Genomic DNA, 12863 nt, shown 5'->3' on the forward strand with positions numbered 1-12863 from the left:
GCATGGGTCCGCTCACTCGCCCGGATCGTTGACCACGGCCCAACCGTCATCGGGATTGAACGCCGTGATCTTTTCGGCGAGCGCCGCCGTATCGGGCCCGAGATCCTTTTCGTAGACTGTGCCGTACTGGTTTACGACGAAGGTCATGATGCCTGTGCGGTCGTATTCGGCAGGCATCGCGATCAGCCCAAAGCCGGCGATCATGTTGCCGTTGATGACGTAGTCGTACTGGCCGCCGGCGACGTTAGCGCCTTGACCGTTCAATATGCGGTAGCGGTATCCGAAATAGCCGTCCTCGGCGGCCGTCGCCAACTCGGCCTGGCTGATCAGCGAACCGAACGGGCTTTCCGGGACGCCGTCGCCGGGTTCCCAATAGAGCCCGTCATATGTTTCGGGCGTGCTGATCAACTTCTGAGCATATTCGCCGACGCCATCTTCGTCCCAGTCGGTTTCCTTGTAATCCTCCTGGGCGTCGACATAGGCGCGCAGGTTGGCGACGGTGGTCAGCTCGTTCTCGCCGATCCTGCGGTTGATGACTTCTTCCAGCCCGGCGATGGTATCGAACGCCCATTTGCCCTCTGTCTGCACGACAGGGAATGGAAACGGCCATACCTGGTTACCAAGAAGAAGCGAGCGGCGGTCGGGTGCCAGTTCCTTGACGGCGATGCCCTTCGCCGCCTCTTCGCGGATTTCCGGAAAGCTCGCCTCCACTTCCTTCGACTTCAGCACTTCGCTGGGCGACAGTCCGAGAAGCGAGGCGACGGCCTCCTTGTCATCTTCCTCCAGCGCTTTGCGGAACGCCTCGATGAGTTCGTCGACTGTTGCGAACGGCGTGGGCGTCTCGCCGATGAAGGCATCGAAATCCTGCGTGGTGCTGGTCTGTGCTTCCTGGGCGCCGCCGGCCGAAAGGGCGGGAACGCCGAGCGAAAGTGCGAGAGTTGCGGTAATGAGGTATCGGATCATGATCATGTTCCTGAAATAAGCCGGATGTCGCACACGATACGGCAGTTGCTACCGGCGTCCTCCGCCTCGTCCGCCTCCGCCTCGTCCGCCTCCGCCCCCTCCTCTTCCACCTCTGCTCTGCACCTGGCGATGGCCGCCACCCCGGCTATAGGCACCGCGGTTCGAATGGTTGGTCGCAACCCTGCCAGGTCGCGGATTCCCCATCGCCGACGGCTTGCGCGGACGATTGTCGGCGCGCGCAGCCGGCTTTTTCCTGGAGGACTTCTTCTGAGCGACTTTCTTGGCCGCAGGTTTGTTGGCCGCCGGTTTCGCCTTCCTGTGCTGGTCCGAGACGCGTTTTGCATCGGGCCGCTTGGTCCCCGACTTCGGCAGCTTGGCCTGCGGCCGGTCCTTCAAACCTTCGGCGACATTCTTGCGGACATCCTTCCCCTTGAGGTCATGCGCCCGCGCCTGCTTGCCCTTGCCCGACTCCCGGCGGTCCTTGGCCTTGCTGGCAATGTTGTTGAAGTCCTTGCTCTTCAGGTTCTGCTTGAGCTTGTCGCGGTCGATGTTCGCGTTCTTGAGATTGATCTTGTCGCGGTCGATGTTCTTGAGGTCGAGGTCCTTCAGCCTGTCGATGTCGATATTGTCGATGTCGATATTATCGAAATCGATATCGATGTTGTCGCCGATATCGACGTCGAGATCCACGTCGCCGCCCCAGGTTCCCCAGTCGTCCCAGTCGACCACTGCGGCCCACATCGCACCGGTAGCAAGCGCGGCCCAGTAGGGCGCTGTCGGATAGTAATAGGAGGGGTACGGGTCGTAGGCGATCGGGTCGCCCGCTATGACGTAGTCGGGCTCGTACAGCATTTCGGGGGGATAGGTCGGGATATAGACGGTCTGCGGATCGGCAGACCTGATCACGACATTGTCGCCTTCGTTGACAACCTGCACCTGCTCCGTCGTCTTCAGGTAGTCCTTGGCGACCGCCTCGTCGCGCAACTGCTGGATGGCGACGAGCAAATCCTTCTGCTGGTTGGCGGCCGCATTGCCCAACTGTTCGGTCCACTCCAGATCGTCGTTCATCATCTTCACGATCTTGGGATAATTGAGCAGCGAGATCACGCTGCCATCCCATTTGTCGCTCGGCTCGAGGTCGGGAGACTTCGCCTTTTCGTCGAGAAAGCGGGCCGCCTGCACGATCTGTAGCGGATAGAGCGAAGCCGCGATGGTGAGCGCGACGACATCGTCGGGATAAAGCGCGATCGGCGCGGTCAGGACCTTCAGTTCGTTGAGCGTGAGAGGAGCAGGCTCCTCAGTGACGGCGGCCGGTTCGCTGTCGGCCGCCGGCCGCGGAGTCGGAGTGGGGGTCTGGCCGTAGGCAGGCGCACCGAACGGCGCGGAAAGAAGCAGAAGGGCCGCAAGGCCGACTGAAACGAGGCCGAACCTGGACCAATGGGTCATCTGGCTGCTCCTACAGTTGCGATCGCCAAGCTATTTCTTTTGCGCGGCGTCGAAAGGGTCGACGTAGCTCCGCCCAACCGCGCGGACGGCGCGACCTATGTCGTCATGGATATCGTCCTGGAGATTGACGAAGGAGACACGCACGCTCCAGTTGGGAGCATCGAAACCCCCGCCATTGAGCAGCACGATCGAGTGGTTTTCCGCCAGGCGATAGACCAGGTCCAGTGGATGAACGTTCTTCTTCAGCCACGTAACCATTTCCTCGCCTTGGTATTTGCGCAGCCAGAACTCGAAATCGAGGGTTCCGCAGTACGCCGCAGAATTCGCGTTGGGCTGAACATCCAGAGGCGGTCCTTGCGCGTCCGATCTGCATCGGTCGGGCATTCCGGCCGCGCCACCGCTGTCGGAGCCTTCGCGAATATGGCTTGCACTGGAAACCGTTTGCGCGGCATCGATATGGTTTAACCGGTCACGCGGGGTGAGCCGTCGCTTCAAGCTCGGAACAGAGCCAAACTCACTGGAAAATTGATGCGCCACAGGAACACCCCTTCAATGGCCCTCAACTCTCTACTGTCAAACTACTTTCTCGCGCAGTTTTTAGACACACCACAATTAAAATAAGCTTTGAATTATCGTCCCTCCGCGCTCGCTCACGTCTGTTGTTAAAATGTAACCATTGTAGTAGTCTACGTTAAAAAAAAATCGAGACTTCAATAACATAAGCGATGCAGTTGTTCCATGATAACACCTTGAAATAAGGCACGCAAGGGTGTATTGTACGACTTCAAATTAACTGAAATTGCAATCAGCGGTTTCATTAGGATAATTATCATACAATTTAGCTTAGCGGCGGAAGCAATTGGAGAACTTCTGGCCGCTTGTTCCAGTATTGAACCTGCAACAGGAGGGTATCGTGGTAGAATGGGTTCGTGAGCACGCTTCGCAGCTGTCCTGAAATCTTGACCTTCATGTCTCTAGCCATTTGCTATTATTTCTGCCCCTTTATGGATGAAGATCTCGGATTAAGAGCGGTGACAGCGACCCCCATTGCAGCCGTCATCGTTGGGCAGCTTGGGATCACGATTTCTCCGTCGCTGAAAGCGCTGCTGGCAGGACTGGTTGTCGGGCATCTGCGTATGCGCTTCCCTCTCTTCGGTGGGGCCGGGACTGTACCTCCGGCACTACCTGCTCCGTATGAACCCCATACTGCTCCTCGGAGGACTGGCTGGGGCGCAGACCATGACCGCCGGCATGGCGGCGGTGCAGGACCGCTCGGGTAGCCCGGTTGCCGTCCTTGGCTATACGCCGGCGGTTCCATCGGCCATATCCTGCTCACAACCTGGGGACGGTGATCGTGGGCGTGACGGCGAAGTGAAATCCGACCTGAGAAAGGGACTTCGGTGGCAGTAGGATTAACCGGCAAGCCCCGATCGCGGCAGTTGAGACGCAGCTTCTTTTATGCGCTCGTGCAGCAGCTTCGCGTGGTCTGGCCGATCTTCTCCGGCATCCTTCTCGCCATGGCGGGATGCGGGCTGATCATCGGGCGTATTGAAAATTGGCGCGTCGACGAAGCTCTGTACTTCACCTTCGTGACGGGTCTTACGATCGGTTACGGCGATTTCTCGCCGCAGCACCTTCTGACGCGGTTACTGGCGATAGCGATCGGTTTTGCCGGCATAGTGATGACAGGCCTCATTGCGGCGGTCGCCGTGCAGGCGCTGAGGGCGGCTGACAGCAATCTCCTGAATGAGGCTGGAAATGGGCCCCTTGATCAAAGAGATCCGTAGCAACGTCGTTCTCTGGCTTTTGGCGTTTGTTCCGGTGGTCTTCGTCGTCCGGCAATTGGAGCCGGAAGCGCACACGCTGCTCTTTGTGCTCTCTGTGCTGGCGATTGTACCGCTGGCCACCTTGCTGAGCGCGGCTACCGAGTCGGTCGCGTCCAAGACGGGCGATACGGTCGGCGGGCTGCTGAATGCCACGTTGGGAAACCTGACGGAACTGGTCATTGCGCTGGCTGCGCTGCAAGCCGGCCAGTACACGTTGGTGAAGGCTTCTATCGCCGGAGCAATCGTCGCCAATACTCTGTTCATGTTGGGCGCCTCGTTCCTGCTAGGCGGTATCAAGTATCATGTGCAGGAGTACAACAGAGTCAGCGCCAGGCTGCAAACCAGCCTGCTGTTCCTCGCTACGATCGCGATGGTGACACCGTCCATGGTGGCGCAAGTCGATTCCGTTGCCACGTCCGCGTTCACCCAGCAGTTGAGCGTTGGATTGTCGGTGCTGCTCATCGGCGCCTACGCGATGGGCCTGGTCTTCTCGCTGAAGACCCATCGAGAACTTTTCAGCGGAACAGCCCATGCGGAAGACGGCGAAGCGTGGCCGATGGGCCTGGCCCTCGGAACGTTGGCAGCGGTGACATTGCTTGTTGCTCTGGTAAGCGAAGTGTTCGTCGAGTCGGTGCAGGAGGCTGCGGTCGCGTTCGGCATGACCCCCGCCTTCGTGGGTTTCATCGTCGTTGCGTTGGTGGGCGGTTCCGCCGAGATGGCGGCGGCGTTTGCCGGCGCGCGAAGGAACCGGCTGGACCTGAGCGTGGGCATCGCGCTTGGGGCCGCATCGCAGATCGCGCTTTTCGTTGCCCCGATGATGGTGCTCCTCAGCTATGTCATCGGCCCTGCTCCGATGGACCTTCTGTTCTGGCCGGGCGCGGTCGTCATGGTGCTTATTGCCACGATAACGGCGTTCCTGATGACCAATGGCGGACGTTCCGCATGGTTCGTCGGAGTGCTGCTGCTGATGGTCTATCTGATCTTCGCCATGACGATCTACCTTCTACCGCCGCAAATCTAGGCAGGTGGATGGAGCGTGGTTCCGTCACGGCGAATACCAGAGATGAACACCAAAGGATGGGCTGACCGCAGGTTTGGGCGCGCCAGGAGCGGACTTGGAGAACATGACGTGAGAAAGATAGGCGAGCGGCGTTGGGAGGGCAGATAATGGATTCGGACGGTTCGCGTCCCCGCGTCCATCCTCGTCAGGATCTCACCCGCGTGACGCTGGCGGTGCTGTTCATCGGCAGTCTTCTCATCGCCAGCGTCTGGGTGATGCAGCCGTTTCTGCCGGCGATCGTGTGGGCCACGACGTTGGTGCTTGCCACCTGGCCGCTCATGCTCTGGTTGCAGCGCCATACCGGCAACCGCCGCGGCCTTGCCGTCCTGATCATGACGCTGACCTTGCTGCTGCTTGTGATCGTGCCCTTCTGGCTGGCGCTCAGCACGGTCCTCGCGAACATCGACAAGGTTGGCGACCTGGTCCGGACTATCCTGTCGATGCGACTGCCACCGCCACCCAGCTGGCTGGAGGGAGTGCCCCTGGTTGGAGCACGCGCTGCCGAAGCATGGCAGAATCTGAACTCGGCGGGCGCTCAGGAACTGGTCCAAAGACTGACCCCTTATGCCGGAACGCTGACCTACTGGTTCGCGTCCGCCACCGGAAATTTGGGTGGCATGTTCATACATTTCCTGCTGACGACCGCGATTGCCGCGATCATGTATTCGGGCGGTGAACGGGCCGCCGCCACCGCAATTCTCTTCGGTCGTCGGCTGGGCGGCATTCGTGGAGAGACCGCGGTAAAGCTAGCCGGCCAGGCGATCCGAAGTGTGGCCTTAGGCGTAGTGGTTACCGCCGTTGCGCAAAGCGCTGTAGCGGGTATCGGGCTGGCCGTGGCCGGCGTGCCCTATGCCGCCGTGCTCATGGCATTGATCTTCATTTTGTGTCTGATCCAGCTCGGTCCGGTCCTGGTAATGGCTCCGGCAGTAATCTGGATGTATTATTCGGGCGACACGCTTTGGGCGACGGTGTTGCTGGCCTTTACCATCGTCGCCGCGACGATGGATCAATTTATTCGCCCTGTTCTCATCCGCAGAGGCGCCGACTTGCCTATGCTGCTTATCCTGGCCGGGGTCATCGGCGGCCTGGTAGCGTTTGGCATACTGGGCATTTTCATAGGCCCGACGGTTCTGGCGGTCGCCTACACGCTGCTCAATGCGTGGATGGCGGATGGCGATGATAGAGAACCTCCTGGGGAAACGCGATGAAGCCGGCACGCGTTGCTGCTTTTTAGCTAGGCGGCAGCGCCGCGAGCCAAATCGGCTAGTAGGGTGGACTCAATGCGCACGCCCGGCAGTTCACCCTCCAAGCGCTATAGTAACTACCAAGACGCTACCGATTGCCGCCATGGCCAGAGCCATCGGCCAAGGGCTTCTGCCCATATATTTTGCCGAGCCGTGCGCCGATCAAAAACAGCATGGCTACGGCTACCGCGTTCGACGCGCGCATCGCCGTCGGCAGATCGTCGATGAACAGGAACGGCATGCTGGGTGGAAGCGTCGATAGGATGACCAGCAAGCAGATTGAAACTGCAGCTCTGACATCCCGAATGTTCACAATGCGGCGATTGTCGGATGCTGGATGAGATCTGATGCGCGTGACGATACTTTCGGCGTCGGCCTCGGATGTGACCAGGCGGACGTCCTTCGGCAACTCGGAGAGGAAGACGCGCCGCGCCTCTGCCAGGGGCATGACGCGGATGGCCTCAAGGAAATTTAGGCGCTTCACCCGCTCCACAGCTGTCGTCAAGGCAAACATGACGCCGTCGACAATTCCCCAAGCGAGGTTGCAGCCCAGGGCAGCCAACAGCACGGCCCCCACCTTGTCGCCTTCGCCAACCGCGACGCTCATGGTGCCTGTGAAGGAAAGCGCTATCAATAGTCCGAAAAGTACCTCCGACAGACGGTCGATGGGGTCGAGCACGGGTCTAACGGAATCGGGACCGTTCATGGCAGGACAACCGGCACATGACAACACTTGAGCAATCGCACCTTACAGCAAGCGATTTCCGTTTGGAGGCTAATTCCGCTTGCCGAGTTCCCGTGCTTTGGGCAGAGGCGAACGAGTGGCTCCGCTTCAGCATGGTGGCGCGGCGGTGTAGAACCTGTCCCATAGCGCATCCTTTGATTCGGATGGCAATGATGCGCCATTAAAGTCCGGGAGGCCCATGCCGCGCGCGGCCAGGGCGAAGATGATAGCCCCGAGCGCGACCGCCCACCATCTCGCCGTAAAGTCGGCTGACTCGGGGATTCCGGTCGCGACATAGAAGCCGGGCAGAATCGCCAGGCCGAAGAGCAGCACGCGCTTGGCCGGTGCTCGAAAGGATATCGAATCACATACCAGCCGACGAATCCCGAGCACCCATACGATCTCGCCGACTGAACTCGCTTCCATGCTCAATGTAGCTCACCGGCGCCCTTTCGGCGGTATGGACGTCTTGAGGAGGCGCGGGTGCCTCGACATTCTCGATCTGCTAACGGGGGGCCGTTGCGGCGGGGGCATTTTCAACCCCCGGCGGGCCGGTATAGCCGATCGCATTCGGCCCGCCATTCATCTGTCGAAGCTTTGTGATGAAATCACGCGGCATAAGCCAGATACCTGGCGTCTTGTAGCCCATGAAGCTTGCGATGTCGGCCACGAAGGCGTTGCAATTGTAGAGCGACGCGTGCCAGAGCGGCGACTTGGCCTGCAGCTTGCGTATATATGCCACGACCCTCCTGTATTCAGGTTCGGTAAGCGGAACTGTCCAGCTCGCCGACCGGTAGGCGATTTCCAGATCGCCGTCGGTCCATCCGGTCGAGGCCGGCACCGGCGCGAGATGGCCGAGCATATAGATATTGGGATCGTTGGATTTCGGCGCGAGCCCGGCGACTTCGGCATTGATCATCTTTCCCGATTTGTCCATGCGCCCGAAAATCACGAAGGAGTGCCCGTATGTATAGGCGTAGCGGGAGCGGAACTCGATGAAGTACCGGCCTTCTGCTGAATTCACCGTGCTCGTCGGCGCCCCGGCAGCCGCTAGGGTCCGATCATCGGACGTGAAATTCAGTTGAGGTTTATTCTGCGATTGCGATTGGCATGATGCCGCCGCGAGCGCGAGCAGGGCCACGGACAGTGAACGGCCACCTACAAGCGTCATTTCATTCCCGAACTCCGAGGAGCGCAGATCAAAAGCGGGGTCCTGCCCGCCACTGCCGACCTCACGACCGAGCCGAAGAGTCGCCCGATCCGGATTGCTGGCTGATGGGAAAGGCCAGCGGCCCTTTCCCCATCCCGACCTAGGCCGGTTTACTTGTACACGGGCGCCGGTGCAGGCTCTTCGACGACGACAGGCGGCGGAGCCTTCCCCTTCCCTTTGCCGATGTCCATATTTGCGCAGCCGCTTAGGCTGGCGACGGCGAGCGCCGCAACCACTGGGATTAGAATTCTGCTCATCACATATTCCCCTCGGGCGAATCGGTTCAAGCTACAACACGCAAACTAACGGGGGACTACACCGCAGCTAGTGCAGGAAAGACACACCTAGCCAGTTTAACTGTCGGTTGATGGTTGGGAGAGGCATTCTGTCGGGTTCCGTTGCAAAATTGGGCTGTGTTGCAAAGTTTTCGGTAACCAGGCGCATGGCATGGCCTCTGGTGTTTCGCCGGAGAGTTCAGATGTTCAAGGGCCGCCATTTCGACTAGTCCGTCATTCTGCTTTGCGTTCGCTGGTATCTGGCCTACGGCTTGAGCCTTCGCGATTTGAAGGAAATGATGGCCGAGCGCGGCATCGGTATCGATCATTCGGCGATCCACCGCTGGGTCGTTCACTTCTCGCCCTTGCTGCTGAAAGGCTTCAATCGGCGCAAGTGTGCCGTCAGCGGAAGGTGGCATATCGACGAAACCTATATCAAGGTTCGCGGCCGCTGGATGTATCTCTATCGCGCCATCGACAGCGTCGGCGACACCGTCGAGTTCTGGTTCAGCGAGCATCGTGATCTGCCGGCGGCCAAACGCTTCCTGCGCAAGGCGTTGTAGCGTCACGGCCGCCCCGAGCGCATCGTCATCGACGGTAGCCAGACGAATCGCGAGGCGATCCTTTCCTGTGACGCGGAAAGCCGGCTGCGGGATCGGTCGCGGCGGCAGCTCAAGCCGATCCGCATCCGAAAGAGCCAGTACCTCAACAACCGCATCGAGCAGGATCACCGGCGCATCAACTGTCGTGTGCGGCCTATGCTCGGTTTCAAACTTGGCAAGCGCTATCGCCAGGCTGGGCGGGATCGAGATGATCCACATGATTCGAAAACGACAGGCGAGGTACGCCTTCAATCCAAATCCGCCATCGCCGAGCAATTCGAAATCATCGCCGTCGCGTGAGGCTGGGGTCGTTCCCAGAGTTTCTATTGCCAGACGACAATTTTGCAACGGAACCGTTCAGATCATTGCTGCACCCTCACCACGGGCGCCATTGCCGCGCAAGCGGCTTAGTCCAAGGGTCAATTCTTCCGGTCTGCGAACAGGAAGGACGCGCCATTTCTTGACATTGCCGGCGCTTCTCCGAAGCTGACCTTCCCCGAGGCAAGAGCATGGGCAAGTCCTGACCTCAGAGCAGGCATCCTCTCGAGAAGCGCGATGCTCGTCGTCAGGCCACCCGTTCCACGCCGATATCTCCGTTTCAGCGGCCTCTTCCAAAGAGATTCCGCCTACTCCATCGATTTGGGATATAGTTGGGAGAACAGGGCAGCCCCCCGCAGCCGAAAAGGAGAAGGGGCGTGGACATCGCGAAATGGCTACGGAGCCTCGGCCTGCAGCAATACGAGCAGGCTTTTCGCGACAACGACATTGAAGCTGAAACGCTTCCCCAGCTCACGGCCGACGATCTCGTGCTCGCCGCTATCGCCGTCCTGCGCGCGATTCGGATACAGCGGCCACCTCGACCACGCGATCCCTGGCGGCGATCTCAGGGACAGCCCCGCCGCTTCCAGAGGCTGAGCGGCGGCAGCTAACGGTCATGTTCGTTGACGTCGTCGGCTCGACGGCACTCGCAGGCCGCCTAGATCCGGAGGACATGCGCGAGATCATCGGAACCTACCATCGCTGCGTCGCCAGACTGAACCGAAATTCCTGGAGTAGGATACAGTTAAGTACCTTCCTTGCCGAGGAGTTACACCCTAGCTAGACTAGGTTGAGAACCATAACAGACATCGGCAAGGTCGCTCGATTGTTGAGCGCTGGCAAAGCGGCGTGAAAAAGCCCTCGATTGTTGCAATCCAACGCCTCGACGTGGTCGCAGGCCTGACGGCCTCAGCCGTCGTCCTGCCAAAGGCGATGGCCTACGCGACGGTTGCGGGCCTGCCGGTGAGTGTCGGACTTTACACGGCCTTCGTGCCGATGATCGTCTACGCGTTGCTTGGCACATCGCGCGTCCTGAGTGTAAGCTCTACGACCACCCTTGCGATCCTCGCTGGGACACAGCTCGGGCTCGCAGTTCCGGACGGTGATCCGGATAAACTGATCACGGCAACTGCGACGCTCACCGCGCTGACCGGAGCCCTGCTGATCGGGGCCTCAGTGCTTCGCCTCGGGTTCGTCGCCAATTTCATTTCGTCTCCCGTTCTGACCGGCTTCAAGGCCGGTATCGGTCTTGTGATCGTACTCGATCAGGTGCCGAAGCTGCTCGGCGTGCACATTGCGAAGGAAGGCTTCCTCCGCGACATTCTGAGTGTGGCGCACCATTTACCCAACACGTCGCTGCTCACTTTGACCATCGCCATCGCGGCAATACTGGCGCTGTTGGCGATGGAGCGGCTCTGGCCCCATTCGCCGGCTCCCCTCGTAGCGGTGAGCGCGGGGATTGGGCTCTCATGGTTCGTCGGTTTGGATTCTGTGGGCGTCGCGATTGTGGGGTTCATCCCACAGTCGCTCCCGTCGATCACCCTACCGACTCTCAGCCTCGTCCAGCAACTCTTGCCGGGCGCGCTCGGCATCGCATTGATGAGCTTCACTGAATCGATCGCCGCCGGGCGAGCCTTCGCCGCCCCCGCCGATCCGCTCATCAAGGCCGACCGCGAGCTTCTTGCAACAGGGACCGCCAACTTGGCGGGTGCGTTGTTCGGCGCCATGCCGGCGGGCGGTGGTACTTCCCAGACTGCCGTGGTCCGCGCGGTCGGAGGACAAACGCAGAAGGCATCTCTCGTCACGGCCTGTGCCGCGGCGGCCACCATGCTGCTCCTCGCCCCGCTGCTCAGCCTGTTGCCTCAGGCTGTGCTGGCGGCAATCGTGATCGTCTACTCGATCGGACTGATCAAGCCGGCCGAGTTCGTGTCGATCCGCAAGGTACGGCGAATGGAGTTTCGATGGGCGCTGGCGGCCTTCCTTGGCGTACTTGCCTTCGGCACGCTGCAGGGCATCGTCGTGGCGATCGTTCTGTCGCTCGTTGGCTTGGCCAGTCAGTCGGCCAACCCAAATGTCTACGTGATCGGCCGCAAGCGGGGCACCGACGTAATCCGTCCGTTGTCACCCGAGCACCCGGACGATGAGACATTCGAGGGCCTGCTTATCCTCCGGCCGGAGGGACGGCTCTTCTTCGCCAATGCCCAACGGGTCGCGGATCAGATCCAGGCCCTGGTCGTCGAGCACAAGCCGCGCGTCCTCGCGCTCGACATGAGCCGGGTCTTCGACATCGAGTATTCCGCCCTCCAGATGATAATGGAGGGTGAACGCCGCATAACCGAGCAAGGAATGACGTGTTGGATAGTGGCGCTGAACCCCAGCGTACTCGAATACATCCGGGCCTCTGGCTTCGCCGATCGACTAGGACCCGAGCGTCTATTCTCCAGCGTACGGGGAGCCATCCAGCACTATACGACGAGTTTCAATCAAAACTAGGCACCCATTGGCGCTCGGTCGTGAGCCACCTCTCGGTGGGCGTGAATATGACTGGGGATCCTGCCGTGAAGAGCGGTCGGATGGAACTTCGCTGATCATCCCATGTACTCTGTCAGGCGCGAGACAGGCAGCATTGGCTCGAAGGAAGGCACCTACGAAGACCGGGCATTCAGCCGGCCACAGCCGGTGTCCTAGCTGAGATAGTAGGTCAAAGAATAAGACTACATTCCTCAAAGATCAGTGTTGCAAGTCATATGCTTGACCCGTCGATCGTAGTTGCTCAAGTGTTTTTCCTGCGCAACTTCCCGACCCGTCTCCGCCCACCGGATCGGCCTTGCCGCTTACAGTTATGGTGCCGGCCTGCCTGTCTGGCGAAATATAGACGGCAACCCCGTCTTGGCCAATTGTGGACAAATAGAAAGCACGATGCAGGCCGCTAACCTCGCAATGTACTAAGAAGGGAAAGTCATCAAATGATCCCTCGCTGGCATGCGCGATGGCCGCTAACTGCGACAACGCAGTGGCGGCGAAAGTTGCTCTTATGACCATACCACGCGCCTTCACGCGAGGATTCCGCCAAGACGCGAGATATGCCATTTGATTGGACCCCACTTTGCTCGCCGTTATTTTTGATGCCGGTTGTGACGGTGGTGTGGACAACCACGCTATTCCCACATCTGCTCTATGAGTGGCTCTTCGAAA

Annotated in this window: 12 protein-coding genes and 2 pseudogenes; 7 read left to right on the forward strand and 7 right to left on the reverse strand. The window is 59.8% G+C overall.

Features of this window, described 5'->3' with window-relative positions; translation table 11 throughout:
- Window positions 1–12 precede the first annotated feature (12 nt).
- The 3 genes from AC0L28_RS03265 to AC0L28_RS03275 are packed head-to-tail and all read right to left on the reverse strand — an operon-like array spanning window position 13 to window position 2946.
- Window positions 13–963, reverse strand: coding sequence for a DUF2950 domain-containing protein (locus tag AC0L28_RS03265; RefSeq protein WP_473475512.1), 951 nt, complete (start codon window positions 961–963; stop codon window positions 13–15).
- 48 nt (window positions 964–1011) lie between these two features.
- The gene (locus AC0L28_RS03270; RefSeq protein WP_473475514.1) at window positions 1012–2409 is read right to left on the reverse strand and encodes a DUF3300 domain-containing protein; all 1398 of its coding nucleotides are present in this window, start codon (window positions 2407–2409) and stop codon (window positions 1012–1014) included.
- Window positions 2410–2439: 30 nt separating this feature from the next.
- Entirely contained in the window at window positions 2440–2946 is a 507-nt protein-coding gene (locus AC0L28_RS03275; protein ID WP_473475516.1) for a hypothetical protein, read from the reverse strand.
- Window positions 2947–3564: 618 nt separating this feature from the next.
- On the opposite strand from AC0L28_RS03275, the gene AC0L28_RS03280 reads away from it, so the two are divergent.
- From AC0L28_RS03280 to ydiK, 4 genes are all read left to right on the forward strand, one after another.
- Window positions 3565–3819, forward strand: a complete 255-nt coding sequence (locus tag AC0L28_RS03280) for an aspartate-alanine antiporter-like transporter (RefSeq protein ID WP_473475829.1) — start codon at window positions 3565–3567, stop codon at window positions 3817–3819.
- Window positions 3820–3890: 71 nt separating this feature from the next.
- Window positions 3891–4196, forward strand: a complete 306-nt coding sequence (locus tag AC0L28_RS03285) for a potassium channel family protein (protein ID WP_306454962.1) — start codon at window positions 3891–3893, stop codon at window positions 4194–4196.
- A complete protein-coding gene (gene cax / locus AC0L28_RS03290) occupies window positions 4168–5256 on the forward strand; it encodes a calcium/proton exchanger (protein ID WP_031255267.1) in 1089 nt (362 codons plus the stop codon). The genes AC0L28_RS03285 and cax overlap by 29 nt, the downstream gene beginning before the upstream one ends.
- 146 nt (window positions 5257–5402) lie before the next feature.
- Window positions 5403–6503 carry an AI-2E family transporter YdiK gene (ydiK, locus tag AC0L28_RS03295; protein WP_473475518.1) on the forward strand — a complete coding sequence of 367 codons (1101 nt, stop codon included), beginning with the start codon at window positions 5403–5405 and terminating at the stop codon, window positions 6501–6503.
- A 124-nt stretch (window positions 6504–6627) separates the two neighbouring features.
- On the opposite strand, the gene AC0L28_RS03300 is transcribed toward ydiK, so the two are convergent.
- The 4 genes and pseudogenes from AC0L28_RS03300 to AC0L28_RS03315 form a co-directional block, all read right to left on the reverse strand.
- On the reverse strand, window positions 6628–7245 hold the full coding sequence (locus AC0L28_RS03300) for a hypothetical protein (RefSeq protein WP_473475520.1): 618 nt from the start codon (window positions 7243–7245) through the stop codon (window positions 6628–6630).
- 228 nt (window positions 7246–7473) lie between these two features.
- Window positions 7474–7689: pseudogene (locus AC0L28_RS03305) on the reverse strand (protein-S-isoprenylcysteine O-methyltransferase); the annotation flags it as partial.
- Between the two features lie 79 nt (window positions 7690–7768).
- Window positions 7769–8434: a hypothetical protein gene (locus AC0L28_RS03310; protein WP_473475522.1), complete on the reverse strand. Its 666-nt coding sequence runs from the start codon at window positions 8432–8434 to the stop codon at window positions 7769–7771.
- 149 nt (window positions 8435–8583) lie between these two features.
- Complete coding sequence (locus AC0L28_RS03315; protein WP_473475524.1) at window positions 8584–8730, reverse strand: ABC transporter; 147 nt, start codon at window positions 8728–8730, stop codon at window positions 8584–8586.
- Between the two features lie 254 nt (window positions 8731–8984).
- On the opposite strand from AC0L28_RS03315, the pseudogene AC0L28_RS03320 reads away from it, so the two are divergent.
- From AC0L28_RS03320 to AC0L28_RS03330, 3 genes and pseudogenes are all read left to right on the forward strand, one after another.
- Window positions 8985–9650, forward strand: a pseudogene (locus AC0L28_RS03320) (IS6 family transposase).
- Between the two features lie 395 nt (window positions 9651–10045).
- On the forward strand, window positions 10046–10279 hold the full coding sequence (locus tag AC0L28_RS03325) for an SAM domain-containing protein (protein WP_473475526.1): 234 nt from the start codon (window positions 10046–10048) through the stop codon (window positions 10277–10279).
- A 238-nt stretch (window positions 10280–10517) separates the two neighbouring features.
- A complete protein-coding gene (locus AC0L28_RS03330) occupies window positions 10518–12161 on the forward strand; it encodes a SulP family inorganic anion transporter (protein ID WP_473475528.1) in 1644 nt (547 codons plus the stop codon).
- Window positions 12162–12863 lie beyond the last annotated feature (702 nt).

The organism is Mesorhizobium sp. WSM4847 (assembly GCF_055811335.1).

Coding starts and splice junctions, on each gene's coding strand:
- AC0L28_RS03265 (WP_473475512.1), bottom strand. CDS start 963: ATGATCCGATACCTCATTACCGCAACTCTCGCACTTTCGCTCGGCGTT.
- AC0L28_RS03270 (WP_473475514.1), bottom strand. CDS start 2,409: ATGACCCATTGGTCCAGGTTCGGCCTCGTTTCAGTCGGCCTTGCGGCC.
- cax (WP_031255267.1), top strand. CDS start 4,168: ATGGGCCCCTTGATCAAAGAGATCCGTAGCAACGTCGTTCTCTGGCTT.
- ydiK (WP_473475518.1), top strand. CDS start 5,403: ATGGATTCGGACGGTTCGCGTCCCCGCGTCCATCCTCGTCAGGATCTC.
- AC0L28_RS03300 (WP_473475520.1), bottom strand. CDS start 7,245: ATGAACGGTCCCGATTCCGTTAGACCCGTGCTCGACCCCATCGACCGT.
- AC0L28_RS03310 (WP_473475522.1), bottom strand. CDS start 8,434: ATGACGCTTGTAGGTGGCCGTTCACTGTCCGTGGCCCTGCTCGCGCTC.
- AC0L28_RS03315 (WP_473475524.1), bottom strand. CDS start 8,730: ATGAGCAGAATTCTAATCCCAGTGGTTGCGGCGCTCGCCGTCGCCAGC.